Here is a 21,865-nt window from a genome sequence, read left to right as displayed (position 1 = left end):
AACGCCGAGACGATGACTTCGTCATCGCCTACCGTGAATACCTGCTCGCCGCGTAGGCCACCTCGCCATGGTCGATCACCACCACCATGATCACGACCGGGCTTGACAACCTATAGGAGCATCACGGCCTCGTCAACGCACCGCGCACCCGCACAGGCGCCTTTTGCCCAACGCACCCCGTCCAACGCACCACACGCCGGTCCGACGCACCGAGTGGCCGGGACATGCCGGGAGGCCTCGGAAGGTCTCGGCACATCCCAGCCACTCGGCGGGGATTCAGCAGCAGTTGGGCTACTTGTTTGAAACCACAGCGGAGTCGTCCTTGGAGTTGGACCCGGAGTTCGGACCCGTCTTGTCCTTGTTCTTATCCTTGTTCTTGGAGTCCGACGAGTTCCCCCCTGTACCGGAGTCGTCGTCCTTACCGGAATCTCCAGTGGAAGGCTTCTCCGGCTTCTTCGGCGGTTCGATTCCCGTCTTCCCGCCGTCCTTCCCATCGCCGTCGGACTTTCCCTTGCCGTCCGCGGACCCCTTGTCCTTGCCCTTGTCCTTCGAGTCCTCCCGGTCCTTCTTCTTATCCGATTCGTCCTTGGCCTTCTCGGTGTGCCTGGCCTTGGACCTGGAGTTCGAGGACGAATGCGACCTGGAGTTCGACGACCGGTTCGAATTACCCCGCAACTCGTTGTTGCCGCTACCGTATTGGTCGTCGTCCCCACCGGTGTTGAGCTTGGGCAGGTCCGAGGGGCTGGGCCGCGAGGGGAAGGACTTCACATCCGTGCCCTCGAGCGACTGCCGCATGAAGTGCGTCCAGGCCTGCACTGGGTACGAACCGCCGGTGACCTCGCCGCGCGAGCCCCAGGGTCCGATCGGCACCGCATAGTTCCGCATCTCCCCCGAGGCCTTGTCCTTCTTCGCCTTGGTCCGGGAGATCGACACGACGGTGGCGCGCTGCGGCGTATAACCGGTGAACCAGGCCGAATAGTTGTCACTCGAGGTACCGGTCTTGCCCGCGGCGGGCCGGCCCAGACTGGAGGCGTAGGAGCCGGAGCCGGAGGAGATGACGTGGCGCAGGGCGTAGGTTGTCTCCGCCATCACCGCCTTGTCGAACTTGCGCTCTCCCTCGGTGTCGGGCTGGTAGACGACCTTGTCGGCACCGTCCGTGGCCTTCTCCACCACATGCGCCTTGCGATAGATTCCCTGGGCGGCGAAGGTCGCATAGGCATTGGCCATGTCCACCGGGCGCGGGCTGGAGGTGCCCAGCACGTTCGACAGGTTCTTGTCCAGGCCCTGTGTGCTCTCCGGCAGACCGGCGCGGATCGCGGCCTCCTGGGTCTTCTCCGGGCCGACCTTCTTGTTCAGGTACCCGTATGCGGTATTCACCGACGATTCCGTGGCCTTGAGCAGGGACACCGTACCGTAGCTGGACCCGCCGAAGTTGTGCACGGTCCACGGCGCGTTCCCCTCGGAACGGATCGTGATCTGCGAACCGGGCCAGGACGAACCCAGGCGGTAGCCGTCCTCGATCCCGGCGACCAGGGCGAAGGGCTTGAACGTCGAGCCAGCCTGTGCGGTGCCCTGCAGAGAATCGTTGAACTGCTGCTTGAGATAGTCCTTGCCGCCGTACATCGCACGGATCCCACCGGTCTTCGGGTCGATCGACACCAGGCCGATGTGCATGCCCTTCTTGGGCTTGGGCAGGGACTGCACGGTGTCCAGCGCCGCGTCCATGTCCTTCTTGTTGAAGGTCGTGACGATCTTGTAGCCGCCACGGTAGATCTGGTCCTCGCTCAGGCCCTGGGCCTTCATCTCGTTGACCACGGCGCGCAGCATATAGCCGGTCTGGCCACCGAAGCCCTTCTCCTTCTTGGGCGAGTAGACCTTGGGCATGGTCGTGTCATTGCCCAGGTTCGCCGGGATGTTACCGCGTTCGACCATCCCCTGGATCACATAGTTGTAGCGGCCCTGATAGACCTCCGGATTGTCGGCGGGATCCGCGGCCCCCGGACGCTGGATGATCGCGGCCAACAGTGCGGCCTGCTTGTAGTCCAGGTCAGCGGCGGGCTTGTGGAAGTAGTTCTGGGAGGCGACCTCGGCCCCGTATGCCCCGCGGCCCAGGTAGATGGTGTTGAGGTAATTCGCCAGGATCTGGTCCTTGTCCAGTTCCTGGTCGATCTTCAGGGCGATGAACATCTCCTTGGCCTTGCGGACCATGGAGTGGTCGTTCGTCAGATAGTAGTTCTTGACGTACTGCTGGGTGATCGAGGAACCGCCGCCGGCGTAGTCGTTGGTCACCAGGCCCCAGACCGCACGGCCCAGGCCCTTGACGTTGATCCCGCGGTTCTCGTAGAAGGACCGGTCCTCCGCTGCAACGGTGGCCGCCTTGAGCGTGGGTGAGATCTTATCGGGTGCGACCGGCTGCCGGTTCTCGATCTTGAGCTGACCGATCAGCTTCTTGCCGTCGTCGTAGTAGACATTGGTCGTCGCACCGGTTGCGGACACATTCGCCTGTGGAATGGGCGTGCGGCTGTAGCCGATGGCGAAGCCGGCCACGACGATGACGAAGAGGCCCAGGACGCCGGTGACCCACAGCCGGAACGACGGCAGCCAGCGGGTGAACCCGCTTTTGCCGGCTCGCGGATAGTTCAACACGCGCCCCATCCAGGTACGACGGCGGCCCGTAGCGGCACCCCTCGACGCAGCTGCGTCAGACGAACGTTTAGACAAGAATCCCCCAGGGGTTTCAGACGACTGGTTCCGAAGCCCAGGTCGCCGCCGGTGAGTGGTGGGGCCGGATTCGGAACGGAAAACCGCCCTTCAGTCTAAGTGCCCCAGCTGTCCGTGCCCATATACCATCACCTGTGAATCTCGGGGTGGCGCCACTCACACACCCTCAGGATCAGTGTCCCCTAACCTTAAGAGAGCGGTTCGGCGAAATCGGCCTCGGACCACTCGCGCGAGGCTCCATCGCCCCAACTCGGACCACTGGCACCAGCGGTGCCGGCCGGGTCCACACCCGGCACCCGATCCTCGATCTCCCCGCCCACACCGTGCAGTTCGCGTTCGCGCACACGCAGTTCGACGCGGCGGATCTTCCCCGACATGGTCTTGGGCAGTTCGGTGAACTCCAGACGCCGGATTCGCTTGTAGGGCGGCAGTTCTTCGCGGCAGAAGCGCAGAATGTCCTCGGCCGTTCCGGCGTTCGGCTCCCACCCCGGAGCCAGGACGACATAGGCCTTGGGAACCGCCAGGCGCACCGGGTCCGGGGAGGGCACGACGGCGGCCTCGAGTACCGCCTCGTGCTCGATCAGGACCGACTCCAATTCGAAGGGCGAGAGCCGGTAGTCGCTGGCCTTGAACACGTCGTCAGCCCGGCCAACGTACGTGAAACAGCCGGTTTCGTCGCGCGCCGCGACGTCACCGGTGTGATAAACATCATCGGCGAAAACGGCGTCGGTGCGTGCCTCATCGTGCCAGTAGCCCGTGGTCAGGCCCACAGGACGGGGGTCCAGGCGCAGGCAGATCTCCCCCTCGTCGGTCATCTCACCGGTCGCGGGATCCCGCAGCACCACGTCGAAACCGGGCAGGGCGCGCCCCATCGTGCCGGGCGCGGTGTCCTGCCCCGGTGTATTGCCGATGACCAGTACGGTCTCGGTCTGGCCGTAGCCATCGCGTACCGTGGTGTGCCAGTCCCGTTCGACCCTGGCGATGACATCGGGGTTCAACGGCTCCCCCGCCGACAGCGCCTTGGCCGGCGGCGCGGACAGGTTTTCCAGACCCTCCTGGACCAGCATCCGCCAGACGGTGGGAGGAGCGCAGAAGCTGGTCACTCCGACGGTGTCCATCACCCGCATGAGCGCCGCCGCATCGAAGCGCGAGTAGTTGTAGACGAACACGCAGGCCCCGGCGATCCAGGGCGTGAAGATATTCGACCAGGCGTGCTTGGCCCAGCCGGGCGAGGCGATGTTCAAGTGCACATCGCCCGGTTCCAGACCCATCCAGTAGAGGGTCGCCAGGTGTCCCACCGGATAGGACACGTGCGTGTGGACGACCATCTTGGCCTTCGACGTGGTGCCCGAGGTGAAGTAGAGCAGCAGTGGGTCGTCCGCCGCGGTGGGGCCGTCGGGGGTGAAGGCAGCCGACTGTTCGGCCGCCGCCGCATAGGCCACATCCCCGGGACGCTGTGCCGGGGCACCCACCACGATCCGGGTCAGGGGTGCCTCGACGGAATCGAATTTGGCGGCATCCGCGGCGCCGACGATGGCGAAGTCCACCTCGCCGCGCTCGGCCCGATCGTGCAGATCGACCGGGCCCAGTTGAACCGCGGTGGGCAGCATGACCGCACCCAGCTTGGTGCAGGCCAGCATCGACTCCCACAGTTCGACCCGGTTGCCCAGCATGATCATCACATGACTGCCCCGGCGCACCCCGGATGCGGCCAGCAGATTGGCCACCCGGTTGGATCGCAGCGACAGGTCGGAATAGGACCAGGTCCGCTGTGAACCGTCCTCCTCGACGATGTGCAGGGCCGGCTCGTCATTGCCGTCCGCCACGACGTCGAACCAATCCAGGGCGAAGTTGAAGTGCTCGAAGTGCGGCCAGGAGAAGGAATCACGCGCGGCGTCCAGATCCTCGCGAAGTTCGATCAACTGGTCTCTGGCGGCACGGAACCGCTCGGTCACATCGCTCACATTCTCTCCTTTGGGAAGCGTCGCGTATAACTGAATCGTCGCAAATCAGCTGCGACGCTGCAAAGGTGATTTTATCCGCTACACGGTGTAGAACTCGGGATTTACCGCATATGTAGTTGATATTTTATGCAAATCAATGGGAGGCAGGGCCTGTGGGCTGGTTCTCCGCGGCACCCGACTCGGGCTGCTGGGACCACCAGTCCAGCAGTGCCGCCCGCGCGGCCTCGGCGTCCAGGGGCCCCTGCTCCATTCTGGTCTCCAGCAGGAACCTGTACGCCCGGCCCACCACCGGCCCCGGGGCGATCTGTAGGATCTCCATGATCTGCTTGCCGTCCAGATCGGGCCGGATCGCATCCAGGCGCTCGCGTTCGGCCAGCCGGGTGATCCGCTCCTCCAGGTCGTCATAGGCGAAGGCCAGGCGGTCGGCCTTCTTACGATTGCGGGTCGTGACGTCGGCGCGCGTGAGGATGTGCAGCCGGGTCAACAGCTCACCGGCGTCCGTGACATAGCGGCGCACCGCGGAATCGCTCCATCCGGCATCGCCGTAGCCGTAGAAGCGCAGGTGCAGCTCCACCAGGCGGGACACCTTGGAGATGGTGTCCTTGTCGAAGTGCAGTGCGCGCATCCGCTTGCGCGTGAGCTTCGCGCCCACCACATCGTGATGGTAGAAGGTCACGGCTCCCCCCGCCTCGAACCGGCGGGTGGAGGGCTTGCCGATATCGTGCATGAGAGCGGCGAAGCGGACGATGAAATCCGGCGCGGACAGCACCGATTCCGGGGCCTTCGACTCCGAGGACGCGGCAGTCGGCTCCGTGCCCTCGGCACCCTTGGCTTCTTCGGCCGCATGGATCCGCTTCATATACGCGGCCTCGAGGTCGACCGCCTGGCGCACCACCGTCAGGGTGTGCTGGTAGACGTCTTTGTGGCGGTGGTGCTCATCGCGTTCGAGCCGCAGGCCGGCGACCTCGGGCAGCACATGGTCGGCGATCCCGGTGGACACCAGCAGGTCGATGCCGGCCGCCGGGTCGATGCCCTTCATCAGTTTGACCAGCTCATCGCGCACGCGTTCGGCGGAGATGATCGTGATGCGCTCGGCCATGTCCGTCATCGCCGTCTTGACCTCGTCGGAGACGGTGAAGCCCAGCTGGGAGGTGAAGCGCGCCGCGCGCATCATCCGCAGCGGATCGTCGTTGAAGCTCATGGTGGCACTGGCGGGGGTCCGGATGACCTTGTTCTCCAGGTCCTGCAGACCGTTGAAGGGGTCGACGAACACGCGGCCGGGCAGGCGCACGGCCATGGCGCCGATCGTGAAGTCGCGGCGGATCAGATCGTCATCCAGATTGTCGCCGAAGGCCACCTGGGGCTTGCGGGAGTCCGGATCGTACTTCTCCGCCCGGTAGGTGGTGATCTCGATCTGATAGCCGCGCTTGAGCATGCCGATGGTGCCGAACTTCCGGCCGATGTCCCAGTGCGTGTCGGCCCAGGGCTTGATCAGCCGTTCGATCTCATCGGGGCCGGCGTCCGTGGTGAAATCCAGGTCCGGCATATCGCGGCCCAGCAGTGCATCGCGCACACTGCCACCCACCAGTGCCAGTTCGAATCCGGCATCGGCGAACAGGCGCCCCAGCGGTCCCAGAACATCGTCCAGGGTGTCGAGGACATCCTGCAATCGTGTGTGCGCGCCCGCTGGAAACACCGAACCTCCAAGTTGATAAACAGCAGGGACAAGCCTACAGTGTCGCCGAGTCCGCAGCGCCGATGCCTCCCGCTGACCCGAAACCGGGGATATGCCCCCGGATACCGGGTCATTCCTCCGGTTTCGGGTCATCGGCGCGTCGTCACAGCGTCGTCGGCACGTCGTCACCGCGCCAGCACCGGAAACTCCGGCATCCATGAACCGTCAAGCCTGCTCGGTAGACTGTCCCCATGTCACGACCGCTTCCCAAGCCGCGCCCTTTTCCGGCGCCCCGCCGTCAGGTGGAGGAAGTGTCTGCCGGTGGCATCGTGGTCGACTTCGCCTCGCCGGACCTGCGCGTGGCCGTGATCGCGCGGATCAACCGGGCCGGCCGGATCGAGTGGTGCCTGCCCAAGGGCCACCTGGAGGGCGATGAGACCGCGGCCCAGGCCGCCCGCCGCGAGGTCGGCGAGGAAACGGGAATCGAAGGAGCCGTCATCACCACCCTGGGCAGCGTCGACTACTGGTTCTCCGCGTCCGGCCTGCGCATTCACAAGGTCGTCCACCATTTCCTGCTGCGCGCCACCGGTGGCCGGCTGACAGTCGACAACGATCCCGACCACGAGGCGATCGACGCCATGTGGATACCCTTCGCCCAATTGCAGGACCGCCTGTCGTTCGCCAATGAGCGCAGGATCGCCCTGGCCAGCGCCTATGTCCTGCCCCGGTACATCCAGCGACCCGGAAGTTGATGTGAACAGACTCCTGCAGACCGTTGCCGCGCTGGCCTCGGCGGCCCTGGCCCTGGCACCCGTGGCAGCACCCGCTCTCGCCGCTCCCGGGTCCGAGGCCGCAGCGGCACCCGGCACCGCGGCGGCACCCGCCGCACCCGCCACGGCCGCACCCGAGGCCTCGGCCACTCCCGCCGAGGGGTCCGGTGCCCTGGGCACCCTGAACGTGACCACGCTGACGCCCTGGCTCGATGCGGACGGCACTCTCACCGTCTCCGGCACACTGACGGCCGCGCGCGACCTCGAGAAGCCGCGGCTGGACCTGCGGATGTCACAGCGCCATTACGATTCCCGCGAGGCGCTGAGCAGTTGGACGAACGGCTCGGGCTCCTCCACCTCACTGGCCCAGGCGGCTGCCAAACCCGTCGTACCGAAGGTGGACACCACGGCCGACGATTCCAAGAAGAAGAGTGCGAAGAAGAAGCCCAAGGCCGAAGTCGCCCAGCTGCCCGCCGAGCTGCCCGCGGGACGGAGCGTCCCGTTCTCCTTCAGCCTGCCCGCCGGCGCCCTGCCCCTGAGTGCGACCGATCCGCTGCGCGAATGGGGCGTGCGCGGCCTGAGCCTGGATCTGAGTTCCCAGGGCTCCACCGATTCCGCTGATTCCCAGGGCCAAGCGGACGACACCGGTACAGAGGACTCCGCGGACGAGGGCCTCGACGCGGACGGGGTGCAGCGGCTGCGCACCTTCACCACCTGGTATCCCCGGCCCAAGATCGATGCGACCCGGCTGGGCACGATCCTGCCGGTCACCCTGCCCAGGTTCGGCCGGAACGGACTGATCGATCCCGCCGAGCTCGAGGCCCAGGCCGCGGATTCCGGCAATCTGGCCTCGCTGCTGGCCGGGATGAAGACGAACCCCTCTGCCGTCCTCGCCGCCGATCCGCGGCTCCTGCTGAGCGTCTACGCGGCACTGCGACCGGCCATGGAGGCCAAGACCGCAGCCGGAGCGGCCGATGCGAAGGCCGGCACCTCGGCGCTCGGCGGAGCAGAGACCGTCAACCCCATTACCGTCAAATCCCTGACCCAGGTGCCCAAGGACGATCCGTACCCGCGGCTGCGCAGCTGGTGGCGCCAGTTCACCCAGGCCACCGCCGGCCATGAGGTCATCGCCCTGCCCTGGGCCGACGCCGATTCCCAGGTCCTGGACCGGGCCGGCCTGCGGAAGCAGTCCGAGGTCGCCGCACACGAACGCAAGCTGGTCACCGATTTCCTCCCCGGTGCGCGCACCGACGTCACCTGGCCGCGGGCCGGGTCCCTGGACTATGAGGGCCTGCACGGTCTGCTGCGCACCAAGGGCCTGCCGATCGTCGACGGAACACAGGCAGCGGCCGATGAGCCCTACACCGTCAACGCCCGCTCGACCGTCACCCTCCATCCTGGGCAGTCGGTGTCCCGCGGCGCCGACCCGATAACCCGGAAGAACGTGTTGGCACTCGACACCGAACTCGACGGACTGGCCGAGCAGGTGGCCGGTGGGGCGAGTCCCGCGCTGAGCCGTGCCCGGCTGGCCGCCGAGACCGCGGCCCTGGCCGGCGAGCGCCCGTTCAGTCGGCGCACCGTGTTGATGAGCATGCCGCGGACCGCCGCGACGACCTCCTGGGCCGAGGTCGGAACGCTGATGGCGAATCTGCCCTGGCTCGAGCACACCGGACTGGCGGATGTGGCCAAGGCGGATCCGGCAGAGCGGACTGCTGTGCCGGCGCGCTCTGCAGACACCGCTGCGGCGAAGGACGGTGCTGCGGCCGAGGACGCCGCAGACGCCGCGGACGCAGACACGGATGCCGATGCCACGGACGCCGCGACCGGGACCGATACGAGCCCTCTCGACACCGTGAAACAGGAGGGCGAGCGTCTGGCCCCGCTGCGCGCCACCGTGGCGCGCGGCAGGTCCTTCTCCGCACTGTTCGTCGACCCCTCCACCGCGCGGACCCGCAACGACCGGATCGTCTTGGGTTGTGCGGCGGTCGGCTGGGATGTGGCATCGACCCGCACCGCGGCGCGGCAGGCGGTGGCTGCGCGTCCGGCAGGGCAGGCGACCGCAGGGGCGGCAGGCGGAGCCGATGGAGCGGCCACCGCCCAGACCACCCCGGGCGCCGAGGACGCGACGGCGGCCCAGCCACAGGACCGGGACGCCTGCGTCACCGCGACGCAGGAGCGCCTGCGCGGCCTGGAGGACGGGCTGCACGTTGAGAAGAGTTCCTCGGTGCTGTTGGTCACCGGGGACAAGACGACGATTCCGGTACGGGTGGAGAACTCCACCGATCTGCCGATCGAGTTCATGGTGGCGTTGACCGGGCAGGGTCCGGCACTGCAGACGGACCGTTCCGAACCCACACGTCTGGACCCGGATGAGACCGCCCGCGTCGAGGTCCCGGTCGAGGGCATCGCGAATGCCGATGTGATGGCCGATGTCCGGATCCTGGCCACCGACGGCACCGAGGTGGGGCAGCGCCCCGCCATCAACGTCCGGGTCCGTGCAGACTGGGAGAATATCGGTACGGCCGTGATCGGTGCGGGTCTGCTGGCCGTGTTCGTCTTCGGTCTGGTCCGCGCGGTCAGGAAGGGCAAGCGCAAGCTGCCCGACGACCAGTTGGACGCCGCGCTGGCCCGCGGCCAGGAACACGACAAGGGTTGAGAGGACGGACTTCCGTGCACGAGGACGGGGAACAGGGGCCGCAGTATCGGACGCGCGCCCAGCGGCGCAGGGCCGAGGCCGCAGAGGGCTCGGCCGATCGCGATCCGGTGGTGCCCAGGCACTCCACGGGGCGGCATCGCTCCGGCCATGCGGCACCGCCGCGCCAGGAGGATGTGCCTGCGCGTCCGAGCACTGCGCCCGCACAGCCGGCCGACGCCACCGAGCCGGTGGGGGCCTCGGCGGCGGGAACCGCGCAGGCCGCGACCGTGGATCCGGCGGCGGCGCAGACGAAGAGCCTGGCGAAGTCATCGGCGATCATGGCCGCCGGCACTCTGGTCTCCCGCGTGCTGGGCCTGGTCAAGACGATGCTGTTGCTCACGGCGATCGGCGTGACCGTCGGTGGCACCGCCGATGCCTTCGACGTGGCCAATAAGATCCCCAACAACCTCTACATGCTCTTGGCCGGCGGTGTGCTCAACGCCGTGTTGGTCCCGCAGATCGTGCGCGCGACCAAACAGCCCGATGGCGGTCGGGACTTCACGAACCGACTGCTGACGCTGTCGATCACACTGCTGCTGATCTTCACGGGTCTGGCGACCCTGTGCGCTCCGGCCCTCATCTGGCTGTACTCCGGTGGCTGGCCGGCCGAACAGACCGCGCTGGCCGTGGCCTTCGGCTACTGGTGCCTGCCGCAGATCTTCTTCTACGGCCTCTACACGCTGCTGGGCCAGGTGCTCAACGCCAAGGGCTCCTTCGGCCCGTACATGTGGGCTCCCGTACTCAACAACGTCGTGGCGATCGCCGGACTGGGCCTGTTCATCCTGTTCTTCGGCCCCGGCGAGGCCGGGCAGCACGCCGTGGGAACCTGGAATGCGGGCAAGATCGCCCTGCTGGCGGGCTCGGCCACCCTGGGCGTCGTGGCGCAGGCGCTGATCCTGGTCTTCCCGCTCAAGCGGATCGGCTTCCGATTCCGGCCCACCTGGGGTTTTCGCGGGGTTGGTCTGGGCACCGCGGGCAAGGTCGCCGGCTGGACCTTCGCGGCCGTGTTGATCGGCCAGCTGGGCTTCGTGTTCATCAGCCGCACCGCCGCCGGTGCGACTTCGGTCGGCGGGCAGATGTCGGCGGGCAATGCCGCCTACACCAGTTCCTACACGATCTTCATGCTGCCGCATTCGCTCGTCGCGGTATCCCTGGCCACCGCACTGTTCACCTCGCTCAGCCGCTATGCCGCTGACCGGGACGTCGCCGCAGTGCGCGGCTCCTACTCCCAGGGCATGCGCCTGGTGGGGCTGGTCAATGTGTTCTTCACCTCCGCCCTGGTGGCACTTGGCACCCCCACCGCGGCGCTGATCGCCGGCGGCTCCACTGCGCAGGCCAGGACCCTGGGTCTGATCGTCGCGGTGATGATCCTGGGGCTGGTCCCATTCTCCGCGAACTATCTGACCCAGCGTGTCTTCTACGCCTACGAGGACGCCCGCACCCCGTTCTGGATCCAGCTGGTGCAGGTCGCGGTCACCACGCTGGGCCTGCTGGTGGTCGAACGGTTCGGCACGCAGTACGTGGTCGCCGGCATCGGGGCCGCGATGGCGCTGGGCTATACGGTCGCCTGTGTGCTCTCCCTATGGCTGCTGCACCGCAAGATCGGCAGCATCGACCTGTGGCGGATCGTCTGGTCGCACGTGCGCTTCGCCATCGCCGGGATGGTGGCGCTGGTGGTGGGCCGGGTACTGCTCATCGCCGTGGGTGAATCCGCCTACGCCGGCCGGGTCCACTCGTTCATCTCCGTGGCCTGGATGGGCGTCGTCATGCTGCTGGTCTACCTGGTGGCCTGCCGCCTGCTGCGCGTGCGCGAGGTCACAGCCCTGACCCAGGCGGTGCGCACCAAGCTGGGGCGCTGAACAACCGGCACACAGCCGGCGGATAACGAGTTCGTCAAGAACCGGCACCCCGGCCCCTGTTATACAGGTCCGTGTCAGGGGTGGTGGATAGACTGGTGCGCAGGTCCGGGCCCACCCGGACCCGATTCTTCGGAGGTGAGGGAACTGCCCAGCGTCGAACGCGGCCAGGTGATCGCCGACAGGTACGTGGTGTCGGACCTGCTTCGGCCCTGGCTCGCACAGCACCCGGCCGTCGGCATCGTCTGCATGGGGGTCGACGCGATCCTCGACACACCCGTCGTCCTGCGCATCGCCGGCCATGAGAACTCCGGTGATCTGGTCGATTCGGCCAGGCGCGCCGCCCTGCTGAGCGATCCGCGGGTGCCCCATGTGCTCGATGTGCTGCACACCGAACACATGGACGTGGTCGTCACGGAGGACCGCAGCACATCCTCACTGGCCGCTGTGCTCGCACGTGGGCCGATCTCCGCCGAATCCGCCAAGGCCCTGGTGGGCGAACTGGCCACGGTACTGGCCCACGCCGCCACCCGCGGTCTGCACCATCTGTGCCTGGGCCCCGAATGCGTGGGGCTGACGGAGGACAACGATGTGGTCCTCTACGGATTGGGCCTCGACGCCCCCGTGGCGAACAGGCCCTTCAATCTCCACACGGAGGATATGAGCCAGGCCGACGCCCGCCGGGCGGATGCCCTGGCGCTCATCGACATCTACTATGCCTGCCTGTCCGGCCGCTGGCCGGGGAAGGCCGACCATGCGGGGATCGAGGCCGCGGGCCTGAAGAACAACCGGGTCGCCCCGCTGAACTCCTTCGTCGATTCGGTGCCCGCGGCCACCGCCGCCTTCGTCTCCGACGTCGTGTCCGGAGTCGACCCCGGTCCCCGCTCCCCCAGTGAGATCGTCCGGTTCCTCGAACCCTGGGATGCGACGACCCTCAAGGACATCCCCCGGGTGGAGCCGCAGGACTCCCCCGACCCCTTCGGCGCGAAGTCGGCCATGCCATCGGCCACCACCAGCCGCACTCCGCGGGTGACCTCCGAACCGCTGGCAGCGGAAGAGGAGGCCGCCGGACGGCATCCGGGCAGGGCCTCGAGCGAACAGCTGCAGGCCGCACTGGACCGCATCGGGATGACCCGGCCCGGCATGCACGGCTCCCAGGCCGGGGTGTCCGGCGGCGGGCAGGGCCGGTTCGACGACCGGATGGCCATGCGCAAGGCCTCGACCTTCCCACTGGCCGGCGCCGGTGCCGACGACATCGTCGAATGGGACCCACACGAAACCATCGAGGACTACCGGTCCTATGCCCCGCAGTCCCATGACGCCAATCAGACCCGGCCCATCATGCGCAGGGCCGACGGCACGATCCGCGAACCCGGCTACGACACGGACGAACCGGAACCGCCCACGGAGGCCCTGGACGTCATCCCCGACCCCTCGGTCACTCCGGCGGGCCCCGTCGAACAGGACCCGCCCGCGACACCGGCCGCAGCACCCACCGGCGACCAGACCGACGCGGATGACGAATCCTCGTGGTTCCTCGGCGGGATGTTCCGCACCAGGGAAGAGGAATACGCCGCTCAGCGCGCCGAATTCGAACGGGAGCGCGAACTCCAGCGACAGGCCGCCGAACGCGTGCGCCTGCAGGAGGAACGGGCGACGGCCAGGGCAAGGGCGGCCGAGGCCCAGGCGGCTCGCCGGGCGCAGAGCAGACTGGCCACGGACGGCCCGGCTCCCGCGGCCCTGCGAGACGTGGAACCTGCGACCGCGCCCTCCGCAGGAACAGCGGCGGGCACGGCGGCGCAGAGCGAATCCGCGCAGCACGGAACCGCTGCGGACAATGCGGACAAACAGCCCGCGACCTCGGAAACGCCTCGGATCAAGCACGCCCAACCGGATGCCTCGCGGCCGTTGAGCAATCGACCAGAGTCCCCGCGGCCACGGCCCGGCTATACGACCGCGCGACCCGCATCCACTACGGCCCGGGCCGCTGCAGGGGCCACTGCCGGCAGGACCGGTGCAGGGCAGACGGGAACCGGAAATGGCGCCCTGCCGACCGGACAGGCCACTCCCGCACCGGTCCCGGCGCAACGGGCACAGGGTGCAGCGCCCGCCACAGCGGCGCAGGCGGGACCGGAAACCCCCGTCGCGGCTTCGGCGGGGACCACCGCCGCAGCAGCGATGGCGCCGACTCCGGAGGGGAAGGCGTCACCACAGCAGCGCAAGAAGTCCGGGTCCACGGCGGTCAAGGCACTCGTGGGCGTTCTATGTGCCCTGGTGGTCGTCGCGCTCGTGGTGGTCGTCGGCATGATGATCGGCAAGCGTGCCACTCCCACGGCGATGCCCTCGCCCGACGAATCGTCCGCCGCAGGCTCGCAGCAGACCCAGGGGTCCAGCACCTCGGCCAAGCTCAAGCGCCTCGACATCGACGCAGTCACCCCGCGTGACCCGGGCGGCGACGGCACGGAGAACAACGCCAAGGCGGACAATGTGCTGCCGGGCAATTCGGGCAGCTGGCGCACCGATCGCTACAACAGCGCGGAATTCGGTGGGCTCAAGGACGGCCTGGGACTGGATCTGCGGCTGACCGAATCCGCCTCGCTCAAGCGCTTCAGCTTCAAGTCCGCCGGGTCCGGTGGCTCGTTCGAGATCCGGGTGGCATCGGGCGACGACCCGACGGATGCCGCAACGGTGGGCAGGGGAACCTTCGAGAAGGGCACCGTCAAGGTCGACATCGACAAGCCCAGGAAGAGTACCCATGTATTCCTGTGGATCACCGAGCTGCCCAAGACCGACGGCGACTTCCGAGCCGATATCGACACCGTCAAGCTATACGGCTGACCGCCGTGTGACCGGACACCGCGCACCCCGACGGAATAACCGCGGCATCCCACACGTTGTGCCGCACGAACAAGGAGAAAGATGACAGAGAAGAAGCTGGTTATCGTCGGGTCGGGACCCGCCGGTTACACCGCCGCGGTCTATGCGGCGCGGGCAGGACTGCAGCCGTTGATCATCGCCGGATCCGTGACCGCCGGCGGTGAGCTGATGAACACCACAGAGGTCGAGAACTACCCCGGATTCCCCGAGGGCGTCCAGGGACCTGACCTAATGGAGAACATGCGCCAGCAGGCGGAGAAGTTCGGGGCCGAGGTCGTCTACGACGATGTCGCCACCATCGACTTCGAGCCGGGCGCACACCGGCTGACCACCGAGCTCGGCGCCGAATACACTGCGCGGGCCCTCATCCTCGCCACGGGTTCCGCCTACCGGGAACTGGGGCTGCCGGATGAGAAGCGCCTGTCAGGCCACGGTGTGAGCTGGTGCGCCACCTGCGACGGCTTCTTCTTCAAGGGACAGAACATCGCCGTGGTCGGTGGAGGCGACTCCGCAATGGAGGAGGCCACCTTCCTGACCAGGTTCGCCGACAAGGTCACGCTGATCCACCGCCGCGAGGGCTTCCGCGCCTCCCAGGCCATGCTCCAGCGCGCCGAGAACGATCCGAAACTGGAGTTCCTGCTCGATTCGCAGGTCGTCGGCATCGAGGGCGAGGATTCGGTCACCGGTCTGCGGATCCGCAACACCGTAACCGATGAGGAATCACAGCTGCCCGTGACCGGCATGTTCGTGGCCATCGGGTCGGATCCGCGGACCGCACTGTTCAAGGACGTCCTCGACATGCGCGAAGACGGCTACCTGGCAGTCGACGGGCGCAGTTCCAAGACCAGCATGGAGGGCGTGTTCGCCGCCGGCGACGTCATCGACCCCGTCTACCGCCAGGCCATCACCGCAGCCGGTTCCGGCTGCGTTGCCGCCACCGATGCGGAACACTACCTGACAGCGTTGGACGACTGACTCGTCTAACACCCAGCCTGACCATCTTGAAGGAGGATGACATGGCAACCGAAGTAACCGATGCTACGTTCAAGGCCGAGGTCCTGGACAACGATCAGCCCGTCGTAGTGGATTTCTGGGCTCCCTGGTGCGGCCCGTGCCGCATGGTCAGCCCGATCGTCGACCAGATCGCCGAGGAGCAGGCCGATAAGATCAAGGTCGTCAAGGTGAATACCGACGACAATATGCAGACCGCAGCGGCCTACGGCATCACCTCGATCCCGGCGCTGTACGTCTTCAAGGGCGGCGAAGTCGCCAAGACCATCATCGGTGCACGGCCCAAGCCGGCACTGGAGCAGGAGCTGGCCGAGTTCATCGGCTGATCCGCTTTGCGCCCCACCGGTATCCGGTGGAGCATCCGAGTAGAGCACCGGCCCTGGGCCGGTGCTCTACTCCATTCAGAGTTCTCCAGGAACTCATGGGACAATGGGAGCATCATGTCGAACACTCCTCTGCCACGATTCCGCCGCGGTGACACAGACCCTGTCATCGCAACGACGAAGGCTCAGCTGGCGCGCTTGAACATCAACGTCGGCGATATAGAGTCACCTGTGTTCGACGCCGCCTTCGATTCCGCGATCCGTCAGTTCCAGCAGGACCGTGGGATCTTCTGCGATGGCGTGCTCAATGGCGAGACCTTCGCCCAGGTCGAACTGGCGCGGTACCGGTTGGGCGATCGGGTGCTGCGCTACGACCCCTCGAGGATGATGGCCGGGGACGACGTCGTAGAGCTCCAGCAGCGTCTGGCGACCCTGGGCATCTACACGGAGAGCATCGACTACTACTTCGGGCCGCTCACCGACTCCGCTCTGCGCGAGGCCCAGCAGGACCTGGGACTCAAACCAGACGGGATCGCCGGGCCCGCCACCTATCGGGCGCTCGATGATGTGCGCCGTGGCTCCGCGACCGGTAATCTCTTCGCCCTGCGGGAGCGCGTCCGCCGCGCCGCCGAGGGCCCGTCCCTGGCCGGCCGGACCTTCGTCGTCGAGGCTGCGACCACCGGTCGGGACTTCCGTGCCATTCCGCTCAGCGCAACCCACGCACAACTGGAACAGGAGATCTCCCAGGACATCGCCCGCCGCATCGAGGGCCGTTTATCCGCCCTGGGCGCCGCCGTGGTGTTCGCCCGGGCGGATTCCTCCGCGACCCTGGCCGATGAACTCGGGGCCTCGTTGATCATCACGGTCAACCAGGACTTCTATCCCACGCCGGATCCCAATGGTGTGGCCACCTACTACTTCGGGGTCGACGGGGATCCGACCCACAGTTCGCCGGTGGGCGAACTCGCCGCCGATCTGGTCCAGAAGGAAGTCGTGGCCAGGACGGGGATGACCGACTGCCATACACATGCCAAGACCTGGCAGACCCTGCGTGTCACACGCACACCCAAGGTCTTCCTGATGGCCGGCTATCTGACCAATCCGAAGGACCGGGCGGATTTGGAGACGGCGGCCTTCCGCGACGCGATTGCCGAGGGCGTCGTCATCGCCCTGCAGCGCATCTACCTCAAGCAGGAATCGGATCCGACCACCGGCACACTGCGCGTGGCAGACATCCACCGGCTATTGGATCCGCACAGGTCCTGACCCGCCGGTCTCCCGGACCCACCCGGGTCGCCCCTGCAGGGGCGACCCCACTCCAACGCCACAGGGGCGGTCGCCATCGTGTTTCGTACACGATGGCGACCGCCCCTGTTCGCCCACGGAACGTCCGGGTGCGCTGCGCGGTCGGTACTGCGCTGCGCGGTCAGTCCTGAGTGATCCCCAGGGCCTTGAGGATCCGTTCCAGGTCATCCTGGTTGGCGAATTCCACGCTGAGCTTGCCCTTGCGCTTACCCATCGAGATATTCACGCGCGTGTCCAGGCGGTCCCCCAGGCTGGCGGCCAGCGAATCCAGTTCCGGATGTTCCTGCTGCACGGAACGCTTCGCCTTGGGCTTCTCTCCACGGTTGAGCAGCACCACAGCTTCCTCCGTGGCGCGCACCGACAGCCCCTCGGCCACGATGCGCTGCGCCAGCGCCTCCATTCCGGCACCGTCGGCCAGGCCCAGCAAGGCCCTGGCATGACCCTGCGAGATGACCCCGGCGGCCACCCGGCGCTGGACCAGCGAGGGCAACTTGAGCAGGCGCAGGGTATTCGAGATCTGCGGACGGGAACGACCGATCCGGACCGACAATTCCTCCTGCGTGCATTTGAAGTCCTCCAGCAACTGCTGGTATGCCGCGGCCTCTTCCAACGGGTTCAGATCCGAACGATGCAGGTTCTCCAGCAGGGCATCGCGCAGTAGATCGTCTTCCTTGACCTCGCGGATGATCGCGGGGATCTCCGTGAGTCCCGCCTCCTGCGATGCGCGGAAACGCCGCTCACCCATGATGAGCTCATAGGATGGAGCCTGCTTGTCGACCACGCGGACCACCACGGGCTGCAGGACTCCGACCGCCTTGATCGATTCGACCAGTTCGGCCAGTGCGTCCTCGTCGAAGACCGTACGCGGCTGCCGTGGATTGGGCTTGATCTGAGTGACGGGCAGCAGGCCGAAAGCCGTTCCGGGCACCGTCAGAAGTTCGGACTCGGTGGCATCCTCCGCCGGAGTCGAATCACCCGCGGAGGTCTGCGCAGCGGAACCCGTTTCCGGTTTGGAGCCCTCCTCATAGGCGGACTCCACTGCGCGTTCCACCGGAGTCTTCGCAGCATGGCGCCGCTTGGCGGCCGGAGCCGGGGACGGCTCCAGAGACCGGCCCTCCTCGCTCAGGCGCTCGATCGGCGCCGGACCACCCAGCACCTCGGCGGGGACGTTGAGCTTTCCGTCCTCACCCACAAGTCCGTTCCCGCGCCCCCGGCCGGCACGCTTGGCGCGTCGGGATTTGGCCATGCTGGCGGCGGGGTCGAGGTGTTCCTTGTGCTTGGTTTCACGTGAAACCTCACGGGACTCCGGGAAGAAGACATCGACTGGACGCTCCTCTGTGACCACATCGGGAATGAGGGCCCCCAGCCCTCTGCCCAGTCCACGCTTGCGTTCGGCCATTATCTGGCGCCTCCTCGGATGGCGATCTCTTCGGCTGCCTCACGGTAGGACAGCGCTCCGGACGAATTGGGGTCATAGGTGATGACCGTCTGCCGGTAACTGGGAGCCTCGGAGATGCGGACATTCCGGGGAATCGGGTGGCCGATGACCTGGGTCGGGAAGTGTGCGCGCACATCCTCGGCCACCTGCGCGGACAGATTGGTCCGCGCATCGTACATCGTCAACAGGATGGTGGAGACCCGCAGGCGCGGGTTCAGATGCTTCTGGATCAGCTGAATGTTGCTCAACAGCTGGCTCAGGCCCTCCAGTGCATAGTACTCGCACTGAATCGGAATGAGGACCTCATTGGCGGCCACGAAGGCGTTGACGGTCAGCAGGCCCAGCGACGGAGGGCAGTCGATGAAGACGTAGTCGACACGTCGCCCGGCATCCTCGCACTCCCGCAGATAGGTCTGCAGGGCGCCGGTCAGACGCTGTTCGCGCGCCACCAGGGATACCAATTCGATTTCGGCACCGGCCAGATCGATGGTCGCGGGCACCACGCTGAGATTCTCCAGATCCGGGCACTGGGCGATGGTCTCGCGCATCGGCATGTCCTCGATGAGGACATCGTAGATACTGGCCACATCGGTCGAATGATCGATCCCCAGGGCCGTGGAGGCATTGCCCTGCGGATCGATGTCGATGACCAGCACATGCAGCCCCTGCCTGGCCATGGCCGCCGCGATATTCACCGTGGTGGTGGTCTTCCCCACGCCACCCTTCTGGTTGGCCACGGTAAAGATTCGGGTCTCACGCGGAGCCGGGAAGATAGTCGATTCCAAGCGTTCGGCGCGCCGGTTGTCCCGGATGATCTCAGCGCCGAGTGGAGTCGACTCGTCCAGAATCGGCATACTCACTCCGTCCAAATAGTCGTTATGTCAATGGTATCCGAATGCGTGTCCGAAAAAATCCACGGGACGCGCGAAACCCCCGTTTCACGTGAAACACATGTGTAAACGGGGGCTTGCGGATATTTATATACGATTCACGTATTATTTGGCACAGCCGATGCGCCCGATCAGCGACGCTGCACCTCGACCACTCGGGTCGGCGTGGCCAGCAGCCCATCGCCCACCGTGTGGATGACCGGTTCGCGCATTTTGAAGCGCTTGAGCTGCTTCTTGGCCTTGAGGATCTCCTCCTCGGCCCGCTCCCCCTTCAGGGCCAGCACCCTGCCCTCGGGGCCGAGCACGGGAACACACCATTCCAAGAGCACGGGCAGGGCCTTGACCGCCCGCGATGTCGCGACGGTGAAGATCTCCTCATCGACGAGGTCCTCGACCCGCGAGCGCACGATCCGCACATTGTCCAGGCCCAGATCGTCGATCACCATGTGCAGCCAATCGACTCGGCGCTCCATCGCATCGACCAGCACGAACCGGGTGGCGGGCCGGGCGATCGCCAGCGGGATCCCGGGCAGCCCGGCACCGGTGCCGATATCGCCGACCACATCGTCATCGTCGAGCAGCTCGGCTGCAACAGCGCAGTTGAGGATATGCCGGCTCCACAGCCGGGGCAGTTCGCGGGGACCGATCAGGCCCCATTCCACCCCCGTGGTCGCCAGGTGTTCGGCATAGGCGCTGGCCAACGGCAGACGATCGCCGAAGACCGCGCGCGCCGCCTCGGGTTCGGCCTCGAGGACCTGGTCGGGCCCTGTTGGAAGAGATCCGGAATCGCTCACGGCAGGCTCACCACGACGTGGCGGGCATCGCCCTCGCCCGCCGAGTCCGAGGCCAGACCGGCCTTGGACACCCGGTCGTGGATGATCTTGCGCTCGAAGGAGTTCATCGGCTGGAAGCTGTAGGACTCCCCCGATTCCCTGACCTGTTCGATGACCTCATCGGCCCGACGGCGCAATTCGACCTTACGCGAATCACGGTAGCCGTCGATGTCGAGCATCAGCCACGAACGCTGACCGGTCGAGGCCTGCACGGCCAGCCTGGTCAGTTCCTGCAGGGCGGAGAGCACCTGGCCGTTCCGGCCCACCAGGGTGGACAGATTGTGATCGTCGTCCTCGCACACGATCGCGACCTCGGGCCGGTTGTCGGCCACATCGATGTCGATATCGCCGTCGATATCGGCGATATCGAGGAACTCCTCCAAGTAGTCCGCGGCGATGTCCCCCTCCTCCACCAACAGCTGGGAGCGGGTGGGCCGGGCCGGCTTTGACTCAGCAGCGGTCGTATCCGCCGCCGGATCCCGGTCGATGTTCTTGTCCTGGGTGCTCTGATCCTCGGTCATGACGAACGACCCCTCACTTCTTGTTCTTCTTCTGACGGGCCTTGCTCATGGGCTGTTGCCGCTGACCCGATGGCTTGTGACTGTCCTCTGCGTCCTGGTCCCCACCCGTGGCAGCATCGCCCGAGGTGACACCGGGGACGATTCCCTTGCCCTTCTTGGCACGGCGGGCCAGCAGTTCCTTCTCCGCTTTGGACCCGGGGGTCGGCATGGTGCGCAGCACCATCATCTGCTGACCCATCGTCCAACCGTTGGACACGACCCAGTAGACCAGCACACCCAGCGGGAAGTAGATGCCGCCCACTGCGAAGATGACGGGCATCAAATACAGCAGCATCTTCTGCTGCTGCATGAACGGATTGTTCAGCGCGGCCTCGGACATGTTCTTCGACATCATCTGCTTCTGCGTGAAGAACTGCATGGCCGACATCGCGACGATGAGGATGGCGGTGAAGATCTTGATCAGCACGCCATCGGACATGAAGGTGTCCGACAGGTGGAAGATGCCGAACAGGGTGGAGTTCTCCGCCTGCTGCGCCAGTTCGTGGGTCAGACCGCCGATCGGGGCGTGGTGGCCCTCGGCGATGTCCTTGGTATAGCGGATGACGCGGAACAGCGAGAAGAAGATCGGCATCTGCACTAGCAGGGGCAGACAGGAGGCGAAGGGATTGGTCCCGTGCTTCTTGAACAGGGCCTGCTGTTCCTCCGCCATCTGCTGGCGGGAGAACTGGTCCTTCTTGCCCTTGTACTTCGCCTGCAGCTTCTGGATCTCCGGCTGCATCAGCTGCATTTTGCGCTGGGCCTTGATCTGATAGACGAACAGCGGGATGAGGATCGCGCGCACGACGATCGTCAGGAAGGCGATCGCCAACACCCAGGTCCAGCCACCATCGGCCGGCATGCCCATGGCGGTGAAGATCTGGTGGAAGATCGTCATGATCCATGCCACCACCCACTCGATGGGGAAGAGGATCTTATCCATTCATTCT

General features: G+C 66.4%; 15 protein-coding genes. 7 read left to right on the top strand and 8 right to left on the bottom strand.

Annotated features, from left to right (window positions below; all coding sequences use genetic code 11):
• Positions 1-291: 291 nt before the first annotated feature.
• The 3 genes from NQ038_RS12880 to NQ038_RS12870 all read right to left on the bottom strand — a co-directional run bounded on the left by NQ038_RS12880 (position 292) and on the right by NQ038_RS12870 (position 6,381).
• On the bottom strand, positions 292-2,655 hold the full coding sequence (locus NQ038_RS12880) for a transglycosylase domain-containing protein (RefSeq protein ID WP_373456826.1): 2,364 nt from the start codon (positions 2,653-2,655) through the stop codon (positions 292-294).
• A gap of 254 nt (positions 2,656-2,909) precedes the next feature.
• Positions 2,910-4,685: an AMP-binding protein gene (locus NQ038_RS12875; protein ID WP_257049334.1), complete on the bottom strand. Its 1,776-nt coding sequence runs from the start codon at positions 4,683-4,685 to the stop codon at positions 2,910-2,912.
• Positions 4,686-4,818: 133 nt separating this feature from the next.
• Positions 4,819-6,381, bottom strand: coding sequence for a CCA tRNA nucleotidyltransferase (locus tag NQ038_RS12870; RefSeq protein WP_257062744.1), 1,563 nt, complete (start codon positions 6,379-6,381; stop codon positions 4,819-4,821).
• Between the two features lie 230 nt (positions 6,382-6,611).
• Between NQ038_RS12870 and NQ038_RS12865 the strand changes: the two genes are divergently transcribed.
• The 7 genes from NQ038_RS12865 (at position 6,612) to NQ038_RS12835 (ending at position 17,158) form a co-directional block, all read left to right on the top strand.
• Positions 6,612-7,112 (top strand): NUDIX hydrolase, encoded by a 501-nt coding sequence (locus NQ038_RS12865; protein ID WP_257049332.1) that lies wholly within the window; start codon positions 6,612-6,614, stop codon positions 7,110-7,112.
• A gap of 1 nt (position 7,113) precedes the next feature.
• Positions 7,114-9,786 (top strand): DUF6049 family protein, encoded by a 2,673-nt coding sequence (locus tag NQ038_RS12860; RefSeq protein WP_257049331.1) that lies wholly within the window; start codon positions 7,114-7,116, stop codon positions 9,784-9,786.
• A gap of 14 nt (positions 9,787-9,800) precedes the next feature.
• Positions 9,801-11,684, top strand: a complete 1,884-nt coding sequence (gene murJ / locus NQ038_RS12855; protein ID WP_257049330.1) for a murein biosynthesis integral membrane protein MurJ — start codon at positions 9,801-9,803, stop codon at positions 11,682-11,684.
• A gap of 135 nt (positions 11,685-11,819) precedes the next feature.
• A complete protein-coding gene (locus NQ038_RS12850; protein ID WP_257049329.1) occupies positions 11,820-14,519 on the top strand; it encodes a hypothetical protein in 2,700 nt (899 codons plus the stop codon).
• 81 nt (positions 14,520-14,600) lie between these two features.
• Positions 14,601-15,533 (top strand): thioredoxin-disulfide reductase, encoded by a 933-nt coding sequence (gene trxB, locus NQ038_RS12845; protein WP_257049328.1) that lies wholly within the window; start codon positions 14,601-14,603, stop codon positions 15,531-15,533.
• A 41-nt stretch (positions 15,534-15,574) separates the two neighbouring features.
• Positions 15,575-15,895, top strand: coding sequence for a thioredoxin (trxA, locus tag NQ038_RS12840; protein WP_257049327.1), 321 nt, complete (start codon positions 15,575-15,577; stop codon positions 15,893-15,895).
• A 114-nt stretch (positions 15,896-16,009) separates the two neighbouring features.
• Positions 16,010-17,158 carry an N-acetylmuramoyl-L-alanine amidase gene (locus NQ038_RS12835; RefSeq protein WP_257049326.1) on the top strand — a complete coding sequence of 383 codons (1,149 nt, stop codon included), beginning with the start codon at positions 16,010-16,012 and terminating at the stop codon, positions 17,156-17,158.
• 160 nt (positions 17,159-17,318) lie between these two features.
• On the opposite strand, the gene NQ038_RS12830 is transcribed toward NQ038_RS12835, so the two are convergent.
• The 5 genes from NQ038_RS12830 to yidC all read right to left on the bottom strand — a co-directional run bounded on the left by NQ038_RS12830 (position 17,319) and on the right by yidC (position 21,858).
• Complete coding sequence (locus NQ038_RS12830) at positions 17,319-18,596, bottom strand: ParB/RepB/Spo0J family partition protein (protein ID WP_257049325.1); 1,278 nt, start codon at positions 18,594-18,596, stop codon at positions 17,319-17,321.
• Positions 18,596-19,489, bottom strand: coding sequence for a ParA family protein (locus NQ038_RS12825; protein ID WP_257049324.1), 894 nt, complete (start codon positions 19,487-19,489; stop codon positions 18,596-18,598). Before NQ038_RS12825 ends, NQ038_RS12830 begins: the two co-directional genes overlap by 1 nt.
• Positions 19,490-19,656: 167 nt before the next feature.
• Positions 19,657-20,319 (bottom strand): 16S rRNA (guanine(527)-N(7))-methyltransferase RsmG, encoded by a 663-nt coding sequence (gene rsmG, locus NQ038_RS12820; protein WP_257049323.1) that lies wholly within the window; start codon positions 20,317-20,319, stop codon positions 19,657-19,659.
• Complete coding sequence (locus NQ038_RS12815) at positions 20,316-20,879, bottom strand: R3H domain-containing nucleic acid-binding protein (protein ID WP_257049321.1); 564 nt, start codon at positions 20,877-20,879, stop codon at positions 20,316-20,318. Before NQ038_RS12815 ends, rsmG begins: the two co-directional genes overlap by 4 nt.
• Positions 20,880-20,892: 13 nt before the next feature.
• A complete protein-coding gene (gene yidC / locus NQ038_RS12810; RefSeq protein WP_257049320.1) occupies positions 20,893-21,858 on the bottom strand; it encodes a membrane protein insertase YidC in 966 nt (321 codons plus the stop codon).
• Positions 21,859-21,865: the final 7 nt, after the last annotated feature.

This window comes from Brevibacterium sp. 50QC2O2 (assembly GCF_024580675.1).
Classification (GTDB): domain Bacteria; phylum Actinomycetota; class Actinomycetes; order Actinomycetales; family Brevibacteriaceae; genus Brevibacterium; species Brevibacterium moorei.
This window is presented reverse-complemented; position numbering and strand designations above follow the sequence as displayed.